A 24,184-nucleotide genomic window follows, 5' to 3' on the forward strand; every position below is an offset into this window, starting at 1 on the left:
TCCGGCGAGCCGCGAAACAGCCACCGACGTCCGTGGAACGTGAGATGCCCCATAGGACTGACTGATCCGGATCATCCGGGACCGGGGCGCGCCCCGGCCCCGGTCAGAAGCCGAGCTTGCGCAGCTGCTTCGGGTCGCGCTGCCAGTCCTTCGCCACCCGGACGTGCAGGTCCAGGTAGACGCGGGTGCCGAGCAGCTCCTCGATCTGCCGCCGGGCGGTGGTGCCGACGTGCTTGAGCCGACTGCCCCGGTGCCCGATGACGATGGCCTTCTGGCTCGACCGCTCCACGTAGAGGTCGGCGTAGATCTTCGTGAGGTTGCCCTCGGCGATCATCTCCTCGACCACCACGGCGATGGAGTGCGGCAGCTCGTCCCGGACCCCCTCCAGCGCCGCCTCCCGGACCAGCTCCGCGACCAGCACCTGCTCCGGGTCGTCGGTGAGCATGTCGTCCGGGTAGAGCTGCGGCGACTCCGGCAGGTAGCCGGTCATCACGTCCACCAGCGTGTCCACCTGGTGCCCGGAGACCGCGCTCACCGGCACCACGGCGGCGAACTCGCCCAGCTCGCTGACCGCCAGCAACTGCTCCGCCAGCCGCTTCTTGTCGACCAGGTCGGTCTTGGTCACCACCGCCAGCACCGTGGCCTTCAGGCTGGCCAGCTCGCCGGTGATGAACCGGTCACCCCGACCGACCGGCTCGTTCGCCGGGACGCAGAGCCCGATCACGTCGACCTCGCTCCAGGTCTCCCGGACCAGGTCGTTGAGGCGCTCGCCGAGCAGCGTGCGGGGACGGTGCAGGCCGGGCGTGTCGACCAGCACGAGCTGGGACTCCGGCCGGTGCAGCACGGCCCGGATGATGTGCCGGGTGGTCTGCGGCTTGTTCGAGGTGATCGCGATCTTGGTGCCGATGATCGCGTTGGTCAACGTCGACTTGCCGGCGTTCGGCCGGCCGACGAAACAGGCGAAACCAGCCCGGTAGGGACGCTCCTGGGCCGTGGTCACTCGACCACCGTGCCGAGGACCGCACCGTCCGGCGCCGCCACGTGGATCGGCGCGTCGGCGGAGAGGTCACGCACCGCCGCGTGCCCGGCCCCGTCCAGCGTCGACGCCTCGGTCACCACCACCGCCGCCTCCAGCCGGCTCGCACCGGCCGCCACCGCCGACGCCACCGCCAGCTGGAGCGCGGTCAAGGTCAGCGACGGCAGCGCCACGCTGGCCGCCGCGTACGTCCGGCCGTCCTGGTCGCGGACCGCCGCGCCCTCCACGGCCCCCACCCGGCCCCGTGCGCCCCGGGCCAGGACGACGAGCTTGCCGTCCTCGGCGCTCAGCTCGGCCGGATCGGCGGGGGTGGGCAGTGCGGCCGGCACGGCGGCTGACTCAGGCATCGGCGGGTTGCCTCTCCTCGGAACGGTTGTTGTCGCCACGCGACTCGGACTGCTCACCGCGCCCCGCGCCCTCCGGCGCGGCGCCCGGCTCGGCCCGGCTCACCAGCACGGTGTCTATCCGGTTGCGTCGGCCGGTGGTGCCCTCGGCGATCAGCCGCAGGCCGGACACCTCGGCCTCGGCGCCCGGGATGGGCACCCGACCGAGCGCCTGGGCGAGCAGGCCACCGACCGTCTCCACCTCGTCGGTGGGCAGCTCGGTGTCGAACAGCTCGCCCAGATTCTCCACCGGCAGCCGGGCGGTCACCCGCACGGCCCCGTCCGCCAGGTGCTCGACCGGCGGGCGCTCGACATCGTACTCGTCGGTGATCTCGCCGACGATCTCCTCCAGGATGTCCTCGATGGTGACCAGACCGCCGGTGCCGCCGTACTCGTCGACGACGATCACCAGGTGGTTGCGGGCCGCCTGCATCTCGGAGAGCAGGTCGTCCACCGGCTTGGACTCCGGCACGAACGTCGCCGGGCGCATCAGCTCGGCCACCGGCATCTCCCGCGCGCCCCGATCACCCTGGATACGCCGGATCAGGTCCTTCAGGTAGAGCACGCCGAGCACGTCGTCGACGTTCTCCCCGATCACCGGGATGCGGGAGAACCCCGAGCGCAGGAAGAGCGCCAGCGCCTGCGCCAGCGTCTTGCTCTCCTCTATCCACACCATCTCGGTGCGCGGGACCATGACCTCCCGGGCGATGGTGTCGCCGAGCGCGAACACCGAATGGATCATCTGGCGTTCGCCGTGCTCCACCACGCCGCGCTGCTCGGCCAGGTCGACCAGCTCACGCAACTCCACCTGGGTGGCGAACGGCCCCTCCCGGAAGCCCTTGCCCGGGGTGACCGCGTTGCCGATCAGGATCAGCAGCGACGCCAGCGGGTTCAACGCCCGGCCCAGCCAGCGCACCAGCGGCGCCACCGCCCGGCCCACCGCGTACGCGTGCTGCCGGCCCAGCGTGCGTGGAGCCACCCCCACCACCACGAAGCTCACCACCGTCATCGCGCCGGCGGTCACCAGCGCGGCCCGCCAGCCGGCGCCGAACGTGTCCACCGCCACCAAGGCGACCAGGGTGGTGGCGGTCAGCTCGGCCAGCAGGCGCAGCAGGAGCAGCAGGTTGAGGTGGCGTACCACGTCACCGGCGACCGCCTGGAGGGCGCGCGCGCCGCGCGCGCCGTCCCGGGCCGACTCGGCGGCGCGCGCCGGGGAGACCGCGGCCAGCGCCGCCTCGGTCATCGCGATCAGGCCGGCGAGCACCACCAGCCCGGCCGCGAAGACCAGGAGTTGAAGATCGGGCAGGCCGGCCGGAGCGCCGACCGCCGCCAGGGTGACCATCACCGCGACCGGGTCGACCGCCAGCTGGCCAGCAGCCGGGCCTGGAGACCGAACATCTCCCGCTCCTCCTCGGGCTCGGCGTGGTCGTAGCCGAGCAGGTGCAGCACGCCGTGCACGGTGAGCAGGTGCAGCTCGTCGGCGGCGGAGTGCCCGGCGGCGGCGGCCTGCTTGGCCGCCACCTCCGGGCAGAGCACGATGTCGCCGAGCAGGGCCGGCTCGCCGCCGGCCGGGGCGCTCTCCCCCGGCCCGTGGTCGACGCTGCCCTCGTCCATGGGGAACGCGAGCACGTCGGTCGGACCGTCGCCACCCATCCAGCGGTGGTTCAGCTCCGACATGTATTCGATGTCGACCAGCAGCACGGACAGCTCGGCGAGGGGGTTGACCCCCATCTCGTCGAGGGCGTGCCGGGCCACGGCGAGCACGGCGTCGGTGTCGACCTCGACACCGGACTCGTTGGCGATCTCGATGGACAACTCTGTCTTCCTCTGGTGGTTAGCGGCGCCGGCCGGCCCGGCCGCCCTGGGCGGTCCGCCCCGGCACGGCGTGCACGCTCTGCGCCTGCTGGTTCTCCCGCTCGGCGTCCCAGCGGGCGTACGCGTCGACGATGTCGCCGACCAGCTTGTGGCGGACCACGTCGGAGCTGGAGAGCTGGGCGAAGTGCACGTCCTCGACGTTGTTCAGGATCTCCCGGACCACGCGCAGGCCGCTGGTCGTCCCGCCCGGAAGGTCCACCTGGGTGACGTCACCGGTGACCACGATCTTGGAACCGAAGCCGAGCCGGGTGAGGAACATCTTCATCTGCTCGGGCGTGGTGTTCTGCGCCTCGTCCAGGATGATGAAGGCGTCGTTCAAGGTGTTGTGGGTGACCAGGAAGTCGTCGGTGACGTAGAGCGAGTCGGCCGCCGCGACCTGGATGCACATCGTCTCCTGCACCCCGGCCGGGATGATCGAGTCGATGAACCGCATCGGCCGGCCACCGCCGCGCTCGTCGTACATCCGGCGCTTGCGCGACAGCCGGAACGGCGCGACACCGGCGGGCAGCCTGATCTCGACGACGTAGGCGTCGGCACGGTACGGAACCGGCCGGCCCTTCGCCAGACCGGGCTTACGACCCTCGGCCTCACGGACCCGGGCCGTCGCCACCCCGCCGAGCGACTCGACCAGGTGCACGACGTCGTCCGCCAACCGCGCGGAGGTGGTCGTGTACTGCACCCGACAGGTACGCCCGGCCTGGACGACCGGACCGCCGTCGGTGTCCAGCAGCCCCTGCAGGACCGCCAGCCGGACACCGACGCTGTTGTTCTGGTAGACCTCCGGGACGAACTTCGTCCCCGAGGTGGCCCCGGCCAGCCCCAGCTCGCGGATGGCGGCCGTGACCGGGTTGGCCACGATCACACCACCGCGACGCCCGTTGACGTGGCGCAGGACGTAGTCGTAATCGCCCTTGCGGACGAGTTCGACATCGACCAGCGCCTCCTCCAGCGCGACGGCCAGCTCCGGATCCGCCGTGGAGAAGGACGGCGTGGTGCGGCACGAGATCGAGCCGTCACCGAGCAGCAGCCCGAGCGCGTACGGGTCGAGCGGAACGGCCCGCGGCTCCATCTGCACCGGGGCGACGAGCGGCAGCTCGTAACGGCGGGTGTGGCCCCGCCACTCCTTGCCGATCATCTCCTGCGTCTCGATCGTCCGCCGGCGCCCGCGACGCTTGTCGTCCGGCGTGGCGACGGTCCACAGGTGCTCCCCGCAGCAGAGCGTGGACGCCCCGTCCTGCGTGGTGACCCGGTAGACCTGCTTCGGGCCCTGCGGATAGATCCCGATCACCGGCGTGGGCGTGCCGTCGGAGCCGATGACCAGGTCACCGACCTGGAGCGACCCGAATTTCCGGAATCCCTCCGGGGTCAGGACCCGCGCGTCGTACGGCTGCGCCCGCCCGCGCATGTATGCCAGCGGGGCGACCTCGATCGTGCCGGCGGCCATCAGCTTGGGGATGGTCTCCGGGTCGAGCATGTCGTGCAGCGCGTCGTAGAGCGGGCGCAGGTAGGGGTCGATCTTCTCGTTCAGGGTGCCGGGCAGGAAGCCGAGCCGCTCGCCCGCCTCGACGGCCGGTCGGGTCAGGATGATCCGGTTGACCTGCTTGGCCTGGAGCGCCTGGACCGCCTTCGCCATGGCCAGGTAGGTCTTGCCCGTGCCGGCCGGACCGATGCCGAAGACGATGGTGTGCGCGTCGATCGCGTCGACGTACTTCTTCTGCCCGAGCGTCTTGGGACGGATGGTGCGGCCGCGCCGGGAGAGGATGTTGAGCGTCAGGACCTCGGCGGGCCGCTCGGCGCTGCCCTGCTCGAGCATGCCGACGGTACGCCGGACGGCGTCTGTGGTCAGGGTCTCGCCTTTCTCGATCAGTTCGAGCAGCTCACTGAAGAGGCGCTCGGCGAGGGCGTTGTCGGCGGGCGCGCCGGTGATGGTGATCTCGTTACCGCGCACGTGGACGTCGCTGTTGACCGAGCGTTCGACGAGTCGCAGGATCTCGTCACCCGCGCCGAGCAGGTTAACCATGATCTTCTGGTCGGGGACCGTGATCCTGGTCTGCACGCGGGGCGGGCCGGGAGGTGGGGTGCCGGTCATAGGTCGGGCCGTCGGGCCCTGCGCCACCTGCTCTCCGATCTCGGCGCCGGGCCCTGCTGGCGCGGCGTACGGTTGCTCCCATCGTATCGGGTCGGCACCGTACGCACCGCGTCCATTTCCGGTGCTCCGGCGCTCAGCCGCCGGCCCGGAAGTCGTAGCCGTCGAAGGTCTCCTGGCGGCGGGTGAACCGGTAGGTCGCCCAGTGCATCCGGACCACCACGCCCTTCTCGTCCCGGGTCAGCCGGAGCAGCTCGCCCACCTCCCGGCCGGAGACCGTGCGGAACACGTCCGGCCGGTCCGGCAGCGGCGCGAACACCGCCGGGGGCTTACCGGCCGGGTCGCCCGCGCCGCGGGCCCGCAGCGCGCCGTCGTGCCAGGAGAAGACGTACTCGAAGCCCTCGCCCCACCAGCGGCCCAGCATCCCGCGCAGGTGGTCGGGCGCGGGTGGACCGGGGCGCCACGGCTCGATCTGCGCCGGGTCGTGCTCGGCCGCGGCGGCGAGCAGGTCGTGCACCAGGTCGAACACCTCCACCCCGGCGCCGGACGAGCCGAGCACCGCAGCGCCCATCGCGCCCGGGGTGCCGTCCCCGCCGCGCCGGCCGTAGACGGCGGCCAGGAAGCCGGGCATCGCGCCGTCGTGCCCCACGTGGGTCACCCGGGCCGGCTGCGGCACCAGGATCAGCCCCAGCCCGAAACCGGCCGCCCAGAGCGACTCGTCGGTCGTGGTCAGCGGCCAGCGCATCTCCTCGACCGTGGCCGGGGCGAGGACCGCGCCGGCCGGGTCCAGCGCCCGCGGGTCGGCCAGGAACGCCGCCCAGCGCGCCATGTCCGGCGCGGTGCTCCACAGCTGGGCGGCGGGCGCCACCGCGCCGAAGTCGGTGGGCGGTTCCGGGTGCGCCTCGTCGGAGTATTCGTCGACCAGGAAACCGGTCGCCGCCCGCTCCCCCGGCCGGGCGCCGGTGGCGGTCAACCCGAGCGGGTCGAGCACCCGCTCGGCGAGCACCTCGGCCCAGGAGCCACCCCGCAGCCGGGCGACCAGCTCGCCGAGCAGCGCCATGCCGAGGTTGGAGTAGTGGAACCGCCGGCCGGTGGGCAGCACCCGCTCGACCCGGGTCAGGTCCGCCAGCAGCTCGTCGACGGCGGGCGCGCGCAGGCTGTCCCACACGTCGCCGTGCGGCTCGCGTTGCAGGCCGGCGGTGTGCGACAGCAGCCGGCGCACGGTCAGCTCGCCGTGCGCGGTGAGGTCGAGGTGCCGCCCGATCGGGTCGTCCAGGTCGAGCAACCCGTCGTCGCGGCACTGCAGGACCAGCGTCGCGGTGAAGGTCTTGGTGACCGAGCCGATCCGGAAGACCGTCTCGGCGTCGAGCGGGGTGTCGTTGCCGGTGCCGCCCACCGCGCAGGTCCAGAGCGGCCGGTCGGCCCGGTGCAGGGCCGCCGAGACCGCCGGGATCCGGCCCTTCGCCTGCGCCTGCCGCACCATCCGGTCGAGCCGGTCGGAGATCCCGGTCATGGTCACCGGCAGAGCATCGGGCCGAGCGGCGCGCCACCGAGCAGGTGGGCGTGCACGTGGAAGACCTCCTGGCCGCCGTACGGGCCGGTGTTGAACATGAGCCGGAAGCCGTCCACCGTGAGGCCCTCCTCCTCGGCCACCACGGCCGCGGTGAGGAGCACCTCGCCGGCGAGCCCGGGGTCGCCCTGGGCGAGCGTGGCCACGTCCGCGTAGTGCTCCTTGGGGATCACCAGCACGTGGGTGGGCGCCTTCGGGTCGATGTCGCGGAAGGCGAGGGTGGTGGCGGTCTCACGGACGATGGTGGCCGGGATCTCCCCGGCGACGATCCGGCAGAACAGGCAGTCGACTCCCATCGCCGCAGTCTAGGGAGGGGCGGTGACCGACGGGGCCCCGGCCGGTCCCTCGGCGCGGTGCGGCAGGATGGCCGGCATGGCGGGACGGGCGGTGCTGGTGACGGGGGCCTCGCGGGGCATCGGACGGGCGGTCGCGCGGGCGTTCGCGGCCGGCGGGGACCGGGTGGCGATCCACCACCGCGACTCCGCCGAGCTGGCCGAGGCGCTGCGCGGCGAGCTGCCCGGCGACGGGCACGTGGTGGTCCGCGCCGACCTGGCCGACCCGGACGCGGTCCGGGTCATGGTGGACGAGGCGGCCCGACTGCTCGGGGGCCTCGACGTGCTGGTCAACAACGCCGGCGTCTTCGGCCCGGCGGACCCGCCGCACCCCGTCTTCGGCACCAGCTACGAGCAGTGGCGGGCGCGGTGGCGGGAGGTGCTCGACACCAACCTGGTCGGCGCCGCGAACGCGGCCTGGTGCGCCGCCCAGCACATGCGGGAGCGGGGCGGCCGGATCGTGAACGTCTCCTCCCGGGGCGCGTTCCGCGGTGAGCCGGCGAACCCGGCGTACGGGGCGAGCAAGGCGGGGATGAACGCGATGGCGCAGTCGCTGGCGGTGGCGCTGGCCCCGTACGGCATCGGGGTGGCCTGCGTGGCTCCCGGCTTCGTCGAGACGGACATGACGAACGAGCACCTCAAGAGCGAGCGCGGCGACGCGGTCCGGGCCCAGTCCCCGTTCCACCGGGTGGCCCGCCCCGAGGAGATCGCCGCCGCCGTCCACTGGCTGGCCAGCCCGGAGGCGGAGTGGGCCGCCGGCACCATCATCGACCTCAACGGCGCCTCCTACCTCCGCACCTGACCCACCCCCTTCCCGCCGATCTTGCACTTGCGGCCCTCGTCCTGGGCGTTTCGCCGCCTTTGCCGGGGCACGAACCGCAAGATCGGCGGGGTGGGGTGGGGTGGGGGTTACCAGCGGGAGAGGCGGGTGGAGAGGACGGAGAGGGCGGCCACGCCGGCCGTGGAGGTGCGGAGCACCGAGGGGCCCAGGCGGACGGGGTGGGCGCCGGCGTCGGTGAACGCGGTCAACTCGGCCTCGGCGATGCCGCCCTCGGGGCCGACCACCAGCACGATCTCGCCGGTCGACGGCAGCTCGGCGGTGGTCAGCCGCTCCTCGGCCTCCTCGTGCAGCACGAAGGCGGCCGCCGCGCCGGCGATCCGTCGGGTGACCGTGCCGGTGGACTCGTCAGGTGATCCCGCCACCACCGGCAGCCACGGTCGACGGGCCTGCTTGGCGGCCTCGCGGGCGGTGGCCGCCCACTTCTCCCGGGCCCGTACGCCCCGGTCGCCGCGCCACTGGACCACCGAGCGGGACGCCGCCCACGGCACGATCTCGTCCACGCCCACCTCGGTCATCGCCTGCACGGCCAGCTCGCCCCGGTCGCCCTTGGCGATGCCCTGCACCACGACCAGCCGGGGGACGCACGCGTCCGCGTACCCCCGGGTGGTGACCCGCAGGTCGAGCGTGCCCCGACCGACGGCGGTGACCACCGCGGCGGCGGTGCCGCCCCGGCCGTCGGCGAGCAGCAGTTCCTCGCCGACGCGCAGCCGTTGCACGGTGGCCGCGTGGTGCCCCTCCGGGCCGTCCAGCGTCAGCGTGTCACCGGTGGGCAGCGCCTCGACCAGGAACAGCGGGGCGGACACCTCAGGCGTGCCCGTTGAAGGCGTCGCGCATCCGGGAGAAGAAGCCGCCCTGCTTGGTCAGCTCGGCGACCTCCTCGCCCCGGGTCTTGGCGAAGTCGCGCAGCATCCGCTCCTGGTCGGCGTCGAGCTTGGTCGGGGTCCGCACGTCCAGGTGGACGTAGAGGTCGCCACGACCGGTGCCGCGCAGGTGCGGCACGCCCCGGGCGCGCAGGCGCAGGGTGCTGCCGGGCTGGGTGCCCGCCTTGACGTCGACGGTCTCCTCGCTGTCGAGCGTCTTGATGGTCAACCGGGTGCCGAGCGCGGCGGCGGTCATCGGCACGGTGACCCGGCAGTGCAGGTCGTCGCCCTTGCGGGAGTAGACGTCGTGCGGCCGCTCGTGGATCTCGACGTAGAGGTCGCCGGCGGTGCCGCCGCCCGGACCGACCTCGCCCTGCTGGGCCAGGCGGATCCGCATGCCGTCCTCGACGCCGGCCGGGATCTTGACGGTCAGCGAGCGGCGGGTGCGAACCCGGCCGTCGCCGGCGCAGGTCGGGCAGGGGTGCGGGATCGTGGTGCCGTAGCCCTGGCAGACGGTGCACGGCCGGGCGGAGACCACCTGGCCGAGGAACGTGCGCTGCACCGACTGGACCTCGCCCCGACCGCCGCACGCCTCGCAGGTGGCCAGGTGGGTGCCGGCGGCGGTGCCGGCGCCCGAGCAGGTGGTGCAGAGCACGGCGGTGTCGACGGTGATCGGCGCCTCGACGCCGAACGCGGTCTCGTTGAGGTCGAGCTCCAGCCGCAGGATCGCGTCCGCGCCCGGACGGGTGCGCGGCCGGGGACCCCGGCTGCCGCCCGCCGCGCCGCCGAAGAACGCGTCCATGATGTCCTGGAAGCCGACGAACGGGCCGGCGCCACCGGGACCACCCGGACCGCCGGCGCCCCCGCCGCCCGGGGCGAGCGGGTCGCCACCCAGGTCGACGATCTGCCGTTTCCGGTCGTCCGAGAGGACCTCGTACGCGGCGTTGATGTCCTTGAACTTCTCCTGTGCCTCCGGGTCCGGATTCACGTCCGGGTGGTACTGCCGCGCCAGCTTGCGGTAGGCGCGCTTGATCTCGTCGTCGGAGGCGTCCCGGCTCACGCCGAGAATGCCGTAGTAGTCCCTGGCCACTGCGTTCGGTGTCCTCATGTTCGTCTCGCGTCACGCCGGTCGTCGGCCGAGGCCGGCCGTCGGCCCTGACTGGTCAGTTCTGGGCCAGCAGTTCGCCCACGTAGCGTGCCACGGCCCTCACCGTGGCGATGGTGCCGGGGTAGTCCATCCGGGTCGGCCCGAGCACGCCGAGCCCACCCACGATCGTGGCACCCGGGCCGTAGCCGGTGCTGACCACCGAGGCGGCCCGCAGGTTGTCGATCTCGTTCTCGTCGCCGATGAGCACCCGGGTGGTGCTCGGCTCCGTCTCGCCGATCAGCTTGAGCAGCACGACCTCCTCCTCGAGCGCCTCCAGGATGGGGCGCAGCGAGCCCTGGAAGTCGAGCAGGCCACCCCGGGTGAGGTTGGCCGTGCCGGCCAGCGCGATGCGCTCCTCGTGCCGTTCCACGAGCGTCTCCAGCAGCACGGTGGAGAGCGTGGTCATGGCCGGGCGCAGCTGGGGCGCGGACTCCTCGACCAGCGCCTGCACCAGCGGCGGCGTCTCGGCCAGTTGGCAGCCGACCAGCTTCTCGTTGACCAGCCGGCGCAAGGCGGTGACGTCGTCGGCGGGCACCGGGGCGGGCAGCTCGACCAACCGCTGCTCGACCCGCCCGGTGTCGGCGATCATGACGACCATCAGCCGGGTGGTGGAGATCGGCACCAGCTCCAGGTGGCGCACCTTGGAGCGGGCCAGGCTCGGGTACTGCACCACGGCGACCTGCCGGGTCAGCTGCGCGAGCAGCCGGACCGTGCGGTGCACCACGTCGTCGAGGTCGACGGCGCCGACCAGGAAGCGCTCGATCGCCCGGCGCTCGGCCGGGCTGAGCGGCTTGACCCGGGACAGCCGGTCGACGAAGAGACGGTAGCCACGGTCGGTGGGCACCCGGCCGGCGCTGGTGTGCGGCTGCCGGATGTAGCCCTCCTCCTCCAGCACCGCCATGTCGTTGCGCACGGTCGCCGGCGAGACGCCGAGCTGGTGCCGCTCGACCAGGGCCTTGCTGCCCACCGGCTCCTGCGTGGCGACGTAGTCCTCGACGATCGCGCGCAGCACGGCGAGCTTGCGGTCGTCGAGACCCATGTCCCCCACCTCCTGACGCGGCTGGCACTCGACTGTAGCGAGTGCCAGTCTACGTCGGCACCCCCGCCGACGCGATGATCAGCGACGGACCTCCGGTGCGCCCCACCACGCTCCGTCGGCGCGCCGGGGCCGAACAGCCCTGGTGCCACTTGCCGGCGGGACCTACCGTGACGTGCATGACTGAACCTCCTCGCCCTCCCGGAGCGGGGGACCCCGGCCCCCAGCCCGACCCGACCGCGCCCTACGGCTCCTCGCCCGCCGGTGAGCCGCCCACCGCACCACTGTCCGGGGCACCGGCGGCGGGCGGCTATCCCCCGCCCGGTGACTATCCGCCCCCGGGCGGCCAACCCCCGTCGGGCGGCGGCTACCCGCCGCCGGGTGGCTATCCCCCGCCGGACGGCTATCCCCCGCCGGGCGGCGGCACGCCGGGCTACGGCGCCGGCTACCCCGGTGGCGGCGGGTACGGCCCACCGGCCGGCTACGCCAACAACGACGACAAGACCTGGGCCCTGGTCGCGCACTTCGGCGGCGCCGCCGGGATGCTGATCGGTGGCGGCGTGCTGGGCTGGATCGCGCCGCTGGTGGCGCTGCTGGCCCGGGGCAACCAGTCCCCCACCGTCCGGGCGCACGCGATCGCCGCGCTCAACTTCCAGCTCATCTGGTCGGTCATCGCGCTGATCGGCTGGATCCTGACCTGCATCCTGATCGGCCTGGTGATCGGCTTCGGCGCCATGATCGTCGGCATCGTCTTCGGCATCCTGGCCGGGGTGAAGGCCAACGAGGGCCAGCTCTACCGCTACCCGATGTCGGCCAGCCTGATCAAGTGACCCGCTCCGGCCGGTCCCGGGTGACGGGGCCGGCCGGCGCCGGTCAGGGCAGCAGGTCGCGGACCACCGCGTCGGCCAGCAGCCGGCCGCGCAGGGTCAGCACCGCCAGGCCCCGCGCGTACGCCCCGGCGTCCAGCAGCCCCGCGTCCCGGGCCTGTTCGGCGCCGGCCCGGCCGGCCTCGTCGAGCACGTCCAGCGGCAGCCCGGAGGCGAGCCGCACCCGCAGCATCACGTCCTCCATGTGCTGCTCGTCGGACGTCAGCCGTTCCCGGGCCAGCGCCGGTGACGCGCCCTCGGCCAGCCGCGCCGCGTACGCGCTCGGGTGCTTGACGTTCCACCAGCGCACCCCGCCGACGTGGCTGTGCGCCCCCGGGCCGAGGCCCCACCAGTCGGCGCCGGTCCAGTAGAGCAGGTTGTGCCGGCACGCCGCCGCCGCCGAGCGGGCCCAGTTGGACACCTCGTACCAGGAGAAGCCGGCCGCGCCGAGCGCCTCCTCCGCGGCCAGGTAGCGGTCCGCCGCCACGTCGTCGGAGGGGTACGGCAGCTCGCCCCGGCGCATCCGCGCGGCCAGCCGGGTGCCGTCCTCCACGATCAGGGCGTACGCGCTGACGTGGTCCACCCCCGCCTCGACCACCTGCGCCAGCGAGGCGGCGAAGTCCTCGGCCGTCTCCCCCGGCGTGCCGTAGATCAGGTCCAGGTTGACGTGGTCGAATCCGGCGTCGCGCGCCTCCCGGGCGGCGGCGGTGGCCCGGCCGGCGCTGTGCCGGCGGTCGAGCACCGCCAGCACCCCCGGCGCGGCGGACTGCATGCCCAGCGAGATGCGGGTGTAACCGGCGGCCCGCAGCGTCGTGAGCGACTCCGGAGTGACCGACTCGGGGTTGGCCTCGGTGGTCACCTCGGCGTCGGCGGCCAGCCCCCAGGTGCGGTCGATGCCGTCGAGGATCCGGGCCAGGTCGTCGGCGGGCAGCAGGGTGGGCGTGCCGCCGCCGACGAAGACGGTGTCGACCCGCGGCGGCGGCGTGTCGCCGAGCACCCGGGCGGCGAGCGCCAGCTCGGCCAGCACGCTGTCGGCGTACGTCTCCCGGCTCGCCCCGCCGCCCAGCTCCGACGCGGTGTACGTGTTGAAGTCGCAGTAGCCGCACCGGCTGGCGCAGAACGGGACGTGCACGTACACGCCGAAGCCGCGCGCGCCGACGGCGCGAGTGGCGGTGGCGGGCAGCGAGCCGTCGCGCGGGACGGGTTCGCCTTCTGGAAGGACGCCGGGCATGGCCACTAGTGTGCCCGGCATGACCTCTCCGGACGCTCTCGTGCGGGTCGCCACGGCCCGTGGGGTGACCACCCTCACCCTGGACAGCCCGCACAACCGCAACGCGCTCTCCACGGCGCTGATGACCGAGCTGCTGGCCGGGCTGGCCGCCGCGGTCGCCGACGACACGGTCCGGGCGATCGTGCTGGACCACACCGGTCCGGTCTTCTGCTCCGGCGCCGACCTGAAGGAGACCGCCGCCGCGTACGCGAGCGGGACCGTGCCCGCCGGGATGCTCGGCGACGTGCTGGTCGCCGTGCGGGAGTGCCCGAAGCCGGTGCTGGCCAGGGTCGCCGGGCCGGCCCGGGCCGGCGGGCTGGGCCTGATCGCGGCCGCCGACCTGGCGGTCTGCGCGCAGGAGGCGACGTTCGCGTTCACCGAGGTGCGGATCGGGGTGATCCCGGCGGTGATCTCGGCGACCGTGCTGCCCCGGCTGAGCCCCCGGGCCGCGGCCGAGTTGTACCTGACCGGGGACACCTTCGACGGCCGGCGGGCCGCCGAGGTCGGCCTGGTCACCGCCGCGGTGCCGGCGGACGGGCTGGACGCCGCCGTGGAGCGGTACTGTGCCTCGCTGGTCAGGGGGGCGCCTCGTGCCCTGGCCGGGGCGAAGGAGCTGCTGCGCCGCCCGGCCGCCACCGATCTGCGGGCCGAGATCGCCGAGTTGGCGGCGCTCTCCACCGGGTACTTCCTCTCCGACGAGGGGCGCGAGGGGGTCCTGGCGTTCCGGGAGAAGCGCCCCGCGTCGTGGGTGCCGGCCGGAGACTGACGGGCGGGGGCCCGGCTCACCGGCGGGGCCCGACGCGGTACGTGGCGACCCGGTGACGCCGGGGTGAGACAGCCGGTCGGCCGAGCCGGGATGTGAGGTGGCCGACGTACGCTGGTCGGACTGTCGGGACAGGGGGTGCGGGTGCGGACGCGAGCGGCGATCGTGGCATCTGGTGTGGCGGTGTGTGTGCTGGCCCTGCTCGCGATCTGGTTCGTCACCAAGCAGTTCGGTCACCACCTGCGTCTGCCGGTGGCCAGCCGGACCTGCACGGTGCGGGCCGACGGCGAGGTGGTGCTCGGCGCCGACCAGATGGCGAACGCGGCCACCATCGCGGCCATCGGCGCGCAGCGCCGGATGCCCGAGCGGGCGGTGGTGGTGGCGCTGGCCACCGCCTACCAGGAGTCGCACCTGCGCAACATCGCGCACGGCGACCGGGACTCCCTGGGCCTGTTCCAGCAGCGCCCGAGCCAGGGTTGGGGCACGCCGGAGGAGATCCAGGACCCGCGCTACGCGGCGAACAAGTTCTACGCCGCGTTGAAGAAGGTCAAGGGCTGGGAGCGGATGCGGGTCACCGAGGCCGCCCAGCGGGTGCAGCGGTCGGCCTACCCCGAGGCCTACCAGAAGTGGGCGGACGAGTCGCAGGTCCTGACCCGCGCCCTGCTGGGTGAGGCGACCGGCGCGGTGGCCTGCACCGTCGGTTCGACGCCCACCATGCGCGGCCCGGCCGCCGCCAGCGCGCTGCTGGAGGGGCTCACGCTCGACTGGGGGTTGCCCCGGCTGACCGCGGGGACCGACCTCACCGGGCTGACGGTGCCGGCCGGCGACGACCGCGACGGCTGGCGCTACGCGCACTGGCTGGTGTCGCACGCCGACGACCACGGCGTGAAGCGGGTCCGCTTCGCGAACCTGGAGTGGACGGCCGAGCAGGGCACCTGGGACCGGGTGAAGGGTGACCCGGCCACGCAGGTGCTGGCCGAGGTCTTCGCCGCGACCTGATCCGGTCGGCGCCGGTCAGCCGGCGAGCCGGCGGCGGACCTTCTCCCGCAGCGGCTCGGGCAGTTCCGGCGCGTCGAGCAGGCGGGGCAGCAGCTCCGGCTCCAGCGTGGTCGCGCGAAACACCTCGCCGACGGTCACCCCGTGTGCCGGCCGGTCGACCACCTCGACCGGGTCGCCGGCGCCGATCTCGCCCTCGCGCAGCACCCGCAGGTAGGCGCCGGGCGCGCCCCGCAGGGTGAACCGCTTGATCAGGTCCGGTACGCCCCAGAAGCCGGCGAACGTCCGGCACGGCGTGCGCGGCTTGGTCACCTGGAGCAGCGCGGAGCCGACCGCCCAACACTCGCCGACGACCGCGCCGGTCACGTCCACCGCCCAGGTGCTGAGGTTCTCCCCGAAAACGCCCGGGCGGGGCTGCCGCCCCAACTCCGCGGCCCACCAGGCGGCGTCCTCCTCGGCGTACGCGTAGACCGCCTGGTCGGGGCCGCCGTGGTGGGCCGGCTCGCCGATGAAGTCGCCGGTCAGCCCGGCGAACGTGACCGGCACCCGGCCCTCGACCGGACGCTTGTCGATGCCGCTGCGACCGCTCGCGTCGCCCGCCCACTCCGCCTCGGTGACCGTGCCGAGGTTCACCGCAACCAGCCTGCCCGTCATGGTGATCAGCCTAGGCTCAGCCCTTGACCGCACCCGCGACCAGGCCGGAGACCATCCGACGCTGGACCAGCAGGAAGAAGACGATCACCGGCAGGGTGAACAGCGTGGACGCGGCCATGACCGAGCCCCAGGCCGTGTCGTCCCGGCCGAAGAAGAACGTCATCGCCACCGGCAGGGTGTACTTCTCCTGGTCGTTGATGAAGGTCAGCGCGAAGATCAGCTCGTTCCACGCGGTGATGAAGGAGAAGATGCTGGTCGCCACCAGGCCGGGTGCGACCAGCGGGAAGAGCACCTTGCGGAACGTCTGGGCCCGGCTGGCCCCGTCGATCGCGGCGGCCTCCTCCAGTTCCTTGGGCACCGCGGCGACGAAGCCGCGCAGCATCCAGACCGCGAACGGCAGCGAGAAGCCGAGGTAGGTGAGGATCAGGCTGGGCAGCGTGTTGTAGAGGCCGAGCCGCTGGATCATCAGGAACAGCGGGATGACCAACGCCTCCAGCGGGATCATCTGCACCACCAGGAGCAGGATCAGGAAGCTGGTGCGCAGCTTGAACCGGAACCGGGCCACCGCGGTCGCGGCGAGCAGCGCGACCAGCCCGCTCAGCAACACGGTGGCCACCGCGACCAGCACGCTGTTGAGGAAGAAGTCGACGAACGTCACGCCGGGGATGAGGTTGCCGGTGAGGATCTCCCGGTAGTGCTCCAGCGTCGGCTCCGCCGGCACCGGGCGCGGCGTGGACGAGAAGATCTCCCGGTTGGGCTTCAGCGAGGTCGCCACCATCCAGTAGACCGGGAACGCGGCGAAGAGCGCGACCAGCAGGCCGGCCCCGTTGAGGGCGATCTTCTTCACGACTCGTCCTCCTGCTTGAGCACCATGCGGACGTACAGGGCGGTCACCACGAGCAGGATCACGGTGAGGATGACGGCGATGGCCGAGCCGAGGCCGTACTTGGGCGGCGGCGAGAACGCCTCCGCGTACGAGTAGATCGACAGCATGAACGTCGACCGGTCCTGCGTGCCGCCGGCCAGCACGAACTGCTGGGTGAAGACCTTGAAGTCCCAGATCGTGGAGAGCACCACGAGGATGCCGAAGACCGGCCGCAACATCGGGAACGTGACCGACCAGAAGACCTTCCACGGTCCCGCGCCGTCGACCCGGGCCGCCTCCTGCAACTCGGTCGGCACGCTCTTGAGCCCGGCCAGCACGCTCACCGCGATGAACGGGAACGAGTGCCAGACCACCACCAGCGTCAGGATGCCGAAGAACATCAGCGGGTCGTTGAACCAGCCGTAGCCGGTCCAGTCGCTGCGCCCGAACAGCGTCGTGGAGAGCCCGTCCGGGAGCTTGTTGAACAGCCAGGTGACCAGGCCGCTCGTGTCGTCGAAGATCCACTTCCAGACGATCGTGCCGGTGAGCGCCGGGGTGGCCCAGGCGAGCATCACGCAGCTCGCCACGAACGTGGCCATCTTCTTGCCCAGCCGGTTGAGCAGCAGCCCGACCAGGGTGCCCAGCACCATGGTCAGGGCCACGTTGGCGACCGCGAACAGCACGGTGTTGCGCAACACCGTGCGGAAGAACGGGTCGCCGAGGATCTGCGCGTAGTTGGCCAGGCCGACCCACGGCCACTCGCGGTCCCCCCGGAGCTGCCGGACGCTGTCCAACTTGTAGAAGGACATCATCACGACCTGGCCGAGCGGCCAGAGCAGGAGCACGGCGATGATCGCCAGGCAGGGCAGGAGCAGCAGGTACGGGAGGCGGTCCACCTTTCGGCGGGGCCGCCGCGCGGGGGTCTCCCGCGCGGCGGCCTCGTCGGTGGCCTCGGTCAGCGTGGTCACTTGGCGTTGAGGATGCTTTCCATCTCGGTGGCCGCGTCGGCGGTTGCCTTCTCGACCGTCTTCTGGCCCTTGATGACCGAGCTGTTCATCGCCTGGGTCACCGTCTTGGTCCGGCTGACCTCGACCCACTTGGGGGTGAGCGGGGTCAGCTTGGTGTTCTGGATGGCGGTGGCGAACGCGGCCATCACCTTGTCGTCGGCGTAGTTGCCGCCGCTGACCAGGTCCTTGTAGACCGGGAAGAAGCCGAGGCTGCTGGCGAACTCCTGGTCCTTCTGCTTGCTCAGCAGCACGGTCATGTAGTCCCAGGCCAGCGCCTGCCGCTCGCTGTCCTTCCAGACCGCGATGTCGGATCCGCCGGCGAACGCCGGGGCGGCCTTGCCGTCCGGGCCGGGGATCGGGAACGTGCCCCACACCTTCTCGATGTCGGGGTTGTCCTTCTTCATCGCGCCGCCCTGCCAGCTACCGGCGAACGCCATGGCGGCCTTGCCGGTGGCGAACTGGGTCCGGGCGTCGACCTCGTTCCAGCCGGCGGCGGCCGGCGGGGCGACCTTGTGCACGGTCACCAGGTCGGTCCAGAACTTGACCGCCTTCTGCGCCTCGGGGGTGTTGTAGCCGGACTTCCAGGTGTCGCCCTCCTTGGTGGCGATCTCGCCGCCGGCGCCCCACAGGAAGGAGTAGAACGGCAGCTCGGAGTTGCCCGGCAGGGCGATGCCGTAGGTGCCGGGCTTCTTGGCCTGGACGGCCTTGGCGGCGGCGACCATCTCGTCCCAGTTCGTCGGCGGCTTCACGCCGGCCTCGGCGAACCAGTCGGTGCGGTAGTAGACGGCGCGCACGCCGGCGTACCACGGGACGCCGTACTGCTTGCCGTCGAGCTGGGCGTTCTTCACCAGGTCGGGCAGGATGTCCTTGCCCTCGGACCAGCCGTTGAACTTGTCCGTGACGTCGGCGAGCGCCTCCTGCGCCGCCCAACCCTGGGTCTCGGTGTTACCCAACTCGGTGACGTCGGGGCCCTCGCCACCGGCGAGCGCGGCCTGGAACTTCTTCGGCGCCTCGAGCCAGGGGATGTACTGCACCACCACGTCGGTCTCGGGGTGCTTCTTCTTGAACTCCGTCTCGACCGTGTCGAGGAACGCGGTCTGGGCGTCCCCGCCCTCACCCATCATCCAGACCGTCAGTTTGCTGTTGTCGGCGGCCTTGTCGTCGTCGCCGGAGCCACCGCAACCGGTCAGCACCAGCGCGGCCGACGCCACGATGGCGGTGACCGGAGCCAGCCGCTTCCACCTGTTCACGCCATATCTCCCTCAGGGCCGTTTGGCACTAACCTTCTCCGCCGCACCTTAGTAGGAAAATTTCCTTTACAACAGGGGGTGTTCGCGGCGGGCGGCCGAGGCGACCGTATCGCAGCCGGAGGCCCGGCCGGCAGGGGTGCCGTCCGGGCAGCTCAGAGGGGGCGTACGCGGACGGGCGCCCGGCCGGTGAGGCCGGGCGCCCGTCGAGGCGCTGTGGTGCGGGGTCAGTAGCGCGAGACGCCACGCCGACGGCCGACGCCGGCCACCAGGGCCACGGCGATGGCGGCGAAGAGCACCTGCAGCATCAGCTCGCGCCAGTCGATGCCGGCGGTCTCGGCGAAGCCGGAGGCGCGGGCGACGATCGTGCCCAGCAGCGCGGCGCCGACGCCGATCAGCATGTGCAGCCACATCGGCATGTTCTGCCGGCCCGGCACGACCAGCCGGCCCAGCGCGCCGACGATCAGACCAACGACCAGCGCGGTGATGATGCCCCAAACGGTGAGCTCCATGGTCGCCCTCCTCCTTCGGATCAAGTCACACGATGTCGTGTGTTCACTGTCGTGATCGATAGGTTCCCGACCCGCCAAAAATCCAAACCGACTTCGGTGACGAATTGTTCGGACGGACACTGAGCTGGGGTTTCTCCCCCAAAACCCCAGCCCGACGGCTCCCGGAGACAGCGCCAGGGAACCGACGGGACTCGATGCGCAAACGCCGACGGGCGCCCGGCCGGTGAGGCCGGGCGCCCGTCGAGGCGCAGGGGTGCGCGATCAGTGGTGGGTGACGCCCCGCCGACGACCGACGCCGGCCACCAGCGCGACCGCGATGGCGGCGAAGAGCACCTGCAGCAGCAGCTCGCGCCAGTCGATGCCGGCGGTCTCGGCGAAGCCGGAGGCCCGGGCGACGATCGTGCCCAGCAGCGCGGCGCCGACGCCGATCAGCATGTGCAGCCACATCGGCATGTTCTGACGACCCGGCACGACCAGTCGGCCCAGCGCGCCGACGATCAGGCCGACGATCAGCGCGGTGATGATGCCCCAGACGGTGAACTCCACGGTCGGTCCTCCTATAAGCGGTTTCGCACGTTCTGTGCGGTTCCTGTCGTGACCGCTAAGTTCCCGACCCGCCGAAAACCGAAACCGACCTCCGCGCCGTCCGAGCCCCTCCGACCGCCACCGAGACCCGAAACCGCAGGTAGGAGCGCCGTCCGCAGCTGAAAATTTCCTGAGTACGCGCACCGGCCGGTGCCCTCGGACGAGGACACCGGCCGGCGGTACGGCTCTGCGGCTACTTCTTGCCGGCGGGCTTGGCGTCACCGGAGTCGGACGAGAGCGCGGCGATGAACGCCTCCTGGGGGACCTCCACCCGGCCCACCATCTTCATCCGCTTCTTGCCCTCCTTCTGCTTCTCCAGCAGCTTGCGCTTACGGCTGATGTCACCGCCGTAGCACTTGGCGAGCACGTCCTTGCGGATCGCGCGGATCGTCTCCCGGGCGATCACCCGACTGCCGATGGCCGCCTGGATCGGCACCTCGAACTGCTGGCGCGGGATCAGCGAACGCAGCTTCGCCGCGATCGTGGTGCCGTAGTTGTACGCCTTGTCCTTGTGCACGATCGCGCTGAACGCGTCCACCGGCTCGCCGTGCAGCAGGATGTCGACCTTGACCAGGTCGGAGGCCTGCTCGCCGGAGGTCTCGTAGTCGAGCGAGGCGTAGCCCTTGGTGCGGCTCTTGAGCTGGTCGAAGAAGTCGTAGATGATCTCGGCCAGCGGCAGGGTGTAGCGCAGCTCCACCCGGTCGGCGGAGAGGTAGTCCATGCCGAGCAGGTTGCCCCGCCGGCCCTGGCACAGCTCCATCACGGCGCCGACGTAGTCGTTGGGCGTCAGCACGGTGGCCCGCACCGTCGGCTCGTACACCTCGGCGATCTTCCCGGTCGGGTACTCGCTCGGGTTGGTCACCACGATCTCCTGGCCGTCCTCGGTGAGGGCCCGGTAGACCACGTTCGGCGCGGTGGAGATCAGATCCAGGTTGAACTCCCGCTCCAGCCGCTCCCGGATGATCTCCAGGTGGAGCAGGCCGAGGAAGCCGCAGCGGAAACCGAAGCCGAGCGCCCCGGACGTCTCCGGCTCGTAGACCAACGCGGCGTCGTTGAGCTTGAGCTTGTCCAACGCCTCCCGCAGGTTCGGGTAGTCGGAGCCGTCGATCGGATAGAGACCCGAGTAGACCATCGGCTTCGGGTCCTTGTAGCCCCCGAGTGCCTCCTTGGCCGGGTTGCCGTTGATGGTGACCGTGTCACCGACCCGGGACTGGCGGACGTCCTTCACACCGGTGATCAGGTAGCCCACCTCGCCGACGCCGAGCGCGTCGGCCTTCACCATCTCCGGCGAGATGACGCCGATCTCCAGCAGCTCGTGGACGGCGCCGGTGGACATCATCTTGATCCGGTCCCGCGCCGAGATCCGGCCGTCGACCACCCGGACGTAGGTGACCACGCCGCGGTAGACGTCGTACACCGAGTCGAAGATCATCGCGCGGGCCGGGGCCTCGGCCGCGCCGACCGGCGGCACGAACTGCCGGACGATCTCGTCGAGCAGGTAGGGCACGCCCTCACCGGTCTTGCCGGAGACCCGGATGCAGTCCGCCGGGTCTCCGCCGATCAGGTGGGCCAACTCCTCGGCGTACTTCTCCGGCTGGGCGGCCGGCAGGTCGATCTTGTTGAGCACGGGGATGATGCGCAGGTCGTTCTCGAGCGCCAGGTAGAGGTTGGCCAGCGTCTGCGCCTCGATGCCCTGCGCGGCGTCGACCAGCAGGATCGCGCCCTCGCAGGCGGCCAGCGAGCGGGACACCTCGTAGGTGAAGTCGACGTGGCCGGGGGTGTCGATCATGTTGAGCACGGCGGTCTCGCCGGTCCGGTCGCCCTCCCGGATCGTCCACGGCATCCGGACGGCCTGGCTCTTGATGGTGATGCCGCGCTCGCGCTCGATGTCCATCCGGTCCAGGTACTGCGCGCGCATCTGCCGGGGATCGACCACGCCGGTGAGCTGCAGCATCCGGTCGGCCAGGGTCGACTTCCCGTGGTCGATGTGGGCGATGATGCAGAAGTTCCGGATGCGCGCCGGGTCGGTGGCACCAGGAGCGTTCGCGCCGGGATCGAGCGTCGGTGGCACAGCGGTCCGTTCTGGTCGGCTGACGTGAGCGGGCCGGCGCGTCGCCGGCCCCCTCTATGCTCCCACGTCGCCCGGCGCTCGCCCGGGCTCCCCCGTCACTCCTGGGGCGGCTCGACGAAGAGCGCGGCGAGCCTCGGCAACCGACGTCGGGCCTCCTCCTCGTCGTCGAAGTCCCAAAAGTCGTTCAGGTCGGGCTCCGGCACCGGGTCGCGGTCGGCCGGCAACTCGCTCGCCGTGGCCTTCCGGTGGGCCTCCCACGGCACCGCCAGCATCGGCTCGCACTCGAACTCCTCGCCGCTGAGCGCGGCCGACCGCACCCGGGGCAACTCGGCCAGCGAATCCGGTTCGGCGACCGCCCGGGCGAAGACCGCCCGGCCCTGGGTCATCAACCAGCCCCGGAAGTGTTCGAAGCCGTCGTCCGACGCGCCGCCGTTGATCAGGTAGGCCGCGCCCCAGAGGTCGACCCGGTAGGAGGCGGCCAGCACCCGCCGCTGGTGGTGGGCGTACCCGACGATCTCCTCCGGGTCGCGCTCGGCCAGCAGCGCGACCGCCCGGGCGGCGACCGCGTCGGGCTCTCCCCCGGCCCCGCTCCGGGCGTCGTCGATCAACTGCCAGAACTCGTCGGTCCTCATGGTCAGGCAGTCTGGCAGAGCCCACCGACGCCGCGGCCCACACCGGGCGCCGTCGGTGCGGCAGCATGGTGCGGTGCGTGCGATCTCGCTACCCCCCGTCGCCTACGGGGCCACGGCCGAGCGGCCCGACTGGGTCGACCTGCCGCCGGGGCTGCGCGACGCGTTGGCCGCCCGGCTCGGCGGCCCGCCGGCGGCGGTCCGGGTGGCCGGCGGCGGCTTCACCCGCGGCTTCGCCGCCGTGCTGACCGGCCCCGGCGGCGACCCGGTGTTCGTCAAGGCGGCGGCGCTGGACGGGCAGCGGCACCTGGTCGACTGGTACGCCCACGAGGCCGCGGTCCTGGCCCGGCTCCCCGCCGGCCTGCCGGTGCCCCGGCCACGCTGGGCGCTGACCGCGGCCGGCTGGTACGCCCTGGCCCTCGACGCGATCGACGGGCGCGTCCCCCGGCTGCCCTGGGACCCGGCCGAGCTGGACGCCGCCCTCACCACGTACGCCGAGGTGGCCGCCGCGCTCGCCGACCCGCCCGGGGACCTCGCCGCGCTCGGGCTGCCCCGCCTCGCCGACCTGGCCCGGGACGACATCCTCTGGTGGGGCGAGGTGGCCGCCGGCCGCGAACCGCTGCCCGACGGGGCGGCCGGGGCCCCGCTGGCCGAGCTGGTCGCGCTGGAGTCCCGCCTGCCCGGCTACGCCGACGCCGCCCCCGGGCTGGCCCACGGTGACGTGCGGGTGGACAACCTCCTGCTCGACCCCGCCGGCCGCGCCTGGCTGTGCGACTGGACCTGGCTCTGCCACGGGCCCGCCTGGTTCGACCTGGCCGGCCTGCTGCTCACCGCGTACGCCAGCGGCCTCGACGCGGACGCCGCCTTCGCCCGCCACCCGGCCACCGCCGGCGCTCCCGTCGACGCGCTGGACGTGAGCCTCGCCGCGCTCGCCGGCTACTTCCTCACCGGCGCCGCCGCCGGACCGTCGACGGCCTCCCCCCACCTGCGGGTCCACCAGCTGTGGAGCGGCGAGCAGGCGCTCGGCTGGCTGGCGGCCCGCCAGGGCTGGGCCCGCGCGTGAGGCGGGCCGCCGGAGGCGTTTTGGCTCGTCCGGGACCGACCTGGTAGCCTGGCCATTCGCGCGGCGATGACGCATGCTCGTCGTGCGCGAATGCAGACCAACCCGAGCTATCAAGACGAGGCTGTCGCGTGGCGAACATCAAGTCCCAGATCAAGCGCAACCGGCAGAACGAGAAGCGCCGGCTGCGTAACAAGTCGGTCAAGTCGTCGCTGAAGACCGCCATCCGGAAGTTCAACGAGGCTGCCGAGGCCGGCGACACCGAGAAGGCCAGCGTTCTCATGCGCGAGGCCACCCGGAAGCTGGACAAGGCCGCCAGCAAGGGCGTCATCCACGCCAACCAGGCGGCCAACCGGAAGTCGGCGATCGCCAAGCGCGTCGCGTCGTTCTCGGCCTGACCAACGCCGTAGACCCGACCGGAAGCCCCGGGGCAACGCCCCGGGGCTTCCGGCTGTCGGCGTTCCACGGAGTCCTCCGCCCGGGACGGACCGGG

General features: G+C 72.5%; 24 protein-coding genes and 3 pseudogenes. 6 read left to right on the plus strand and 21 right to left on the minus strand.

Features of this window, described 5'->3' with window-relative positions:
* Positions 1–103: 103 nt before the first annotated feature.
* The 9 genes and pseudogenes from era to O7600_RS11665 all read right to left on the minus strand — a co-directional run bounded on the left by era (position 104) and on the right by O7600_RS11665 (position 7,246).
* Entirely contained in the window at positions 104–1,000 is an 897-nt protein-coding gene (gene era / locus O7600_RS11625) for a GTPase Era (RefSeq protein ID WP_099164029.1), read from the minus strand.
* A complete protein-coding gene (locus tag O7600_RS11630; RefSeq protein WP_091071324.1) occupies positions 997–1,383 on the minus strand; it encodes a cytidine deaminase in 387 nt (128 codons plus the stop codon). Before O7600_RS11630 ends, era begins: the two co-directional genes overlap by 4 nt.
* Positions 1,376–2,785, minus strand: a complete 1,410-nt coding sequence (locus O7600_RS11635) for a hemolysin family protein (RefSeq protein WP_281594129.1) — start codon at positions 2,783–2,785, stop codon at positions 1,376–1,378. The genes O7600_RS11630 and O7600_RS11635 overlap by 8 nt, the downstream gene beginning before the upstream one ends.
* Positions 2,761–3,234 carry an rRNA maturation RNase YbeY gene (gene ybeY, locus O7600_RS11640; RefSeq protein ID WP_091572065.1) on the minus strand — a complete coding sequence of 158 codons (474 nt, stop codon included), beginning with the start codon at positions 3,232–3,234 and terminating at the stop codon, positions 2,761–2,763. Before ybeY ends, O7600_RS11635 begins: the two co-directional genes overlap by 25 nt.
* A 19-nt stretch (positions 3,235–3,253) precedes the next feature.
* A pseudogene (locus tag O7600_RS11645) lies at positions 3,254–3,616 on the minus strand (PhoH family protein); the annotation flags it as partial.
* 264 nt (positions 3,617–3,880) lie between these two features.
* A pseudogene (locus O7600_RS30125) lies at positions 3,881–4,699 on the minus strand (LAGLIDADG family homing endonuclease); the annotation flags it as partial.
* Positions 4,688–5,383, minus strand: a pseudogene (locus O7600_RS11655) (PhoH family protein); the annotation flags it as partial. The pseudogenes O7600_RS30125 and O7600_RS11655, both read right to left, overlap by 12 nt.
* A 133-nt stretch (positions 5,384–5,516) precedes the next feature.
* Positions 5,517–6,893, minus strand: a complete 1,377-nt coding sequence (locus O7600_RS11660) for a serine hydrolase domain-containing protein (protein WP_281594130.1) — start codon at positions 6,891–6,893, stop codon at positions 5,517–5,519.
* 2 nt (positions 6,894–6,895) lie between these two features.
* Positions 6,896–7,246 (minus strand): histidine triad nucleotide-binding protein, encoded by a 351-nt coding sequence (locus O7600_RS11665; protein WP_281593606.1) that lies wholly within the window; start codon positions 7,244–7,246, stop codon positions 6,896–6,898.
* 76 nt (positions 7,247–7,322) lie between these two features.
* On the opposite strand from O7600_RS11665, the gene O7600_RS11670 reads away from it, so the two are divergent.
* Complete coding sequence (locus O7600_RS11670; RefSeq protein WP_281593607.1) at positions 7,323–8,084, plus strand: SDR family oxidoreductase; 762 nt, start codon at positions 7,323–7,325, stop codon at positions 8,082–8,084.
* Between the two features lie 107 nt (positions 8,085–8,191).
* On the opposite strand, the gene O7600_RS11675 is transcribed toward O7600_RS11670, so the two are convergent.
* From O7600_RS11675 to hrcA, 3 genes are all read right to left on the minus strand, one after another.
* Positions 8,192–8,926, minus strand: a complete 735-nt coding sequence (locus tag O7600_RS11675; protein ID WP_281593608.1) for a 16S rRNA (uracil(1498)-N(3))-methyltransferase — start codon at positions 8,924–8,926, stop codon at positions 8,192–8,194.
* A 1-nt stretch (position 8,927) separates the two neighbouring features.
* Complete coding sequence (gene dnaJ, locus O7600_RS11680) at positions 8,928–10,073, minus strand: molecular chaperone DnaJ (protein WP_172968077.1); 1,146 nt, start codon at positions 10,071–10,073, stop codon at positions 8,928–8,930.
* A gap of 73 nt (positions 10,074–10,146) precedes the next feature.
* A complete protein-coding gene (gene hrcA, locus O7600_RS11685) occupies positions 10,147–11,169 on the minus strand; it encodes a heat-inducible transcriptional repressor HrcA (protein ID WP_098746941.1) in 1,023 nt (340 codons plus the stop codon).
* Between the two features lie 176 nt (positions 11,170–11,345).
* Here hrcA and O7600_RS11690 point away from each other — a divergent pair, with 176 nt between their 5' ends.
* Positions 11,346–11,996 (plus strand): DUF4870 domain-containing protein, encoded by a 651-nt coding sequence (locus O7600_RS11690; RefSeq protein ID WP_281593609.1) that lies wholly within the window; start codon positions 11,346–11,348, stop codon positions 11,994–11,996.
* A gap of 43 nt (positions 11,997–12,039) precedes the next feature.
* Here the strand turns inward: O7600_RS11690 and hemW are convergent, their stop codons facing one another.
* Entirely contained in the window at positions 12,040–13,263 is a 1,224-nt protein-coding gene (hemW, locus tag O7600_RS11695) for a radical SAM family heme chaperone HemW (protein ID WP_281593610.1), read from the minus strand.
* A gap of 19 nt (positions 13,264–13,282) precedes the next feature.
* Between hemW and O7600_RS11700 the strand changes: the two genes are divergently transcribed.
* Positions 13,283–14,068 (plus strand): enoyl-CoA hydratase-related protein, encoded by a 786-nt coding sequence (locus O7600_RS11700; RefSeq protein WP_281593611.1) that lies wholly within the window; start codon positions 13,283–13,285, stop codon positions 14,066–14,068.
* 135 nt (positions 14,069–14,203) lie between these two features.
* The gene (locus tag O7600_RS11705) at positions 14,204–15,064 is read left to right on the plus strand and encodes a hypothetical protein (RefSeq protein ID WP_281593612.1); all 861 of its coding nucleotides are present in this window, start codon (positions 14,204–14,206) and stop codon (positions 15,062–15,064) included.
* Between the two features lie 15 nt (positions 15,065–15,079).
* On the opposite strand, the gene O7600_RS11710 is transcribed toward O7600_RS11705, so the two are convergent.
* The 8 genes from O7600_RS11710 to O7600_RS11745 all read right to left on the minus strand — a co-directional run bounded on the left by O7600_RS11710 (position 15,080) and on the right by O7600_RS11745 (position 22,634).
* Positions 15,080–15,715, minus strand: coding sequence for an MOSC domain-containing protein (locus tag O7600_RS11710; protein WP_281593613.1), 636 nt, complete (start codon positions 15,713–15,715; stop codon positions 15,080–15,082).
* 16 nt (positions 15,716–15,731) lie between these two features.
* Positions 15,732–16,562, minus strand: a complete 831-nt coding sequence (locus O7600_RS11715; protein ID WP_091572020.1) for a carbohydrate ABC transporter permease — start codon at positions 16,560–16,562, stop codon at positions 15,732–15,734.
* Positions 16,559–17,548 (minus strand): sugar ABC transporter permease, encoded by a 990-nt coding sequence (locus O7600_RS11720; RefSeq protein ID WP_281593614.1) that lies wholly within the window; start codon positions 17,546–17,548, stop codon positions 16,559–16,561. The genes O7600_RS11715 and O7600_RS11720 overlap by 4 nt, the downstream gene beginning before the upstream one ends.
* Positions 17,545–18,837: a sugar ABC transporter substrate-binding protein gene (locus O7600_RS11725; protein ID WP_281593615.1), complete on the minus strand. Its 1,293-nt coding sequence runs from the start codon at positions 18,835–18,837 to the stop codon at positions 17,545–17,547. The genes O7600_RS11720 and O7600_RS11725 overlap by 4 nt, the downstream gene beginning before the upstream one ends.
* A 224-nt stretch (positions 18,838–19,061) precedes the next feature.
* Positions 19,062–19,346: a GlsB/YeaQ/YmgE family stress response membrane protein gene (locus O7600_RS11730; RefSeq protein ID WP_281593616.1), complete on the minus strand. Its 285-nt coding sequence runs from the start codon at positions 19,344–19,346 to the stop codon at positions 19,062–19,064.
* 261 nt (positions 19,347–19,607) lie between these two features.
* On the minus strand, positions 19,608–19,892 hold the full coding sequence (locus O7600_RS11735; RefSeq protein ID WP_091572003.1) for a GlsB/YeaQ/YmgE family stress response membrane protein: 285 nt from the start codon (positions 19,890–19,892) through the stop codon (positions 19,608–19,610).
* Positions 19,893–20,124: 232 nt separating this feature from the next.
* Positions 20,125–22,002, minus strand: a complete 1,878-nt coding sequence (gene lepA, locus O7600_RS11740) for a translation elongation factor 4 (RefSeq protein WP_281593617.1) — start codon at positions 22,000–22,002, stop codon at positions 20,125–20,127.
* Positions 22,003–22,097: 95 nt separating this feature from the next.
* Positions 22,098–22,634, minus strand: coding sequence for a DUF4240 domain-containing protein (locus O7600_RS11745; RefSeq protein WP_281593619.1), 537 nt, complete (start codon positions 22,632–22,634; stop codon positions 22,098–22,100).
* 73 nt (positions 22,635–22,707) lie between these two features.
* On the opposite strand from O7600_RS11745, the gene O7600_RS11750 reads away from it, so the two are divergent.
* Together O7600_RS11750 and rpsT are read left to right on the plus strand one after the other, a co-directional pair.
* Positions 22,708–23,694: a phosphotransferase gene (locus O7600_RS11750; RefSeq protein ID WP_281593620.1), complete on the plus strand. Its 987-nt coding sequence runs from the start codon at positions 22,708–22,710 to the stop codon at positions 23,692–23,694.
* A gap of 128 nt (positions 23,695–23,822) precedes the next feature.
* The gene (gene rpsT / locus O7600_RS11755; RefSeq protein ID WP_091571988.1) at positions 23,823–24,089 is read left to right on the plus strand and encodes a 30S ribosomal protein S20; all 267 of its coding nucleotides are present in this window, start codon (positions 23,823–23,825) and stop codon (positions 24,087–24,089) included.
* Positions 24,090–24,184 lie beyond the last annotated feature (95 nt).

The sequence above is a fragment of the Micromonospora sp. WMMA1998 genome, assembly GCF_027497375.1.
Taxonomy (GTDB): Bacteria; Actinomycetota; Actinomycetes; order Mycobacteriales; family Micromonosporaceae; genus Micromonospora; species Micromonospora sediminicola.

Excerpts from the sequence above, each read along its gene's own strand:
- O7600_RS11670 (WP_281593607.1), top strand. The coding sequence starts at position 7,323 with ATGGCGGGACGGGCGGTGCTGGTGACGGGGGCCTCGCGGGGCATCGGA.
- O7600_RS11700 (WP_281593611.1), top strand. The coding sequence starts at position 13,283 with ATGACCTCTCCGGACGCTCTCGTGCGGGTCGCCACGGCCCGTGGGGTG.
- O7600_RS11630 (WP_091071324.1), bottom strand. The coding sequence starts at position 1,383 with ATGCCTGAGTCAGCCGCCGTGCCGGCCGCACTGCCCACCCCCGCCGAT.
- O7600_RS11660 (WP_281594130.1), bottom strand. The coding sequence starts at position 6,893 with ATGACCGGGATCTCCGACCGGCTCGACCGGATGGTGCGGCAGGCGCAG.
- O7600_RS11730 (WP_281593616.1), bottom strand. The coding sequence starts at position 19,346 with ATGGAGCTCACCGTTTGGGGCATCATCACCGCGCTGGTCGTTGGTCTG.
- O7600_RS11710 (WP_281593613.1), bottom strand. The coding sequence starts at position 15,715 with ATGACGGGCAGGCTGGTTGCGGTGAACCTCGGCACGGTCACCGAGGCG.
- O7600_RS11665 (WP_281593606.1), bottom strand. The coding sequence starts at position 7,246 with ATGGGAGTCGACTGCCTGTTCTGCCGGATCGTCGCCGGGGAGATCCCG.
- hrcA (WP_098746941.1), bottom strand. The coding sequence starts at position 11,169 with ATGGGTCTCGACGACCGCAAGCTCGCCGTGCTGCGCGCGATCGTCGAG.
- O7600_RS11745 (WP_281593619.1), bottom strand. The coding sequence starts at position 22,634 with ATGAGGACCGACGAGTTCTGGCAGTTGATCGACGACGCCCGGAGCGGG.
- hemW (WP_281593610.1), bottom strand. The coding sequence starts at position 13,263 with ATGCCCGGCGTCCTTCCAGAAGGCGAACCCGTCCCGCGCGACGGCTCG.
- O7600_RS11690 (WP_281593609.1), top strand. The coding sequence starts at position 11,346 with ATGACTGAACCTCCTCGCCCTCCCGGAGCGGGGGACCCCGGCCCCCAG.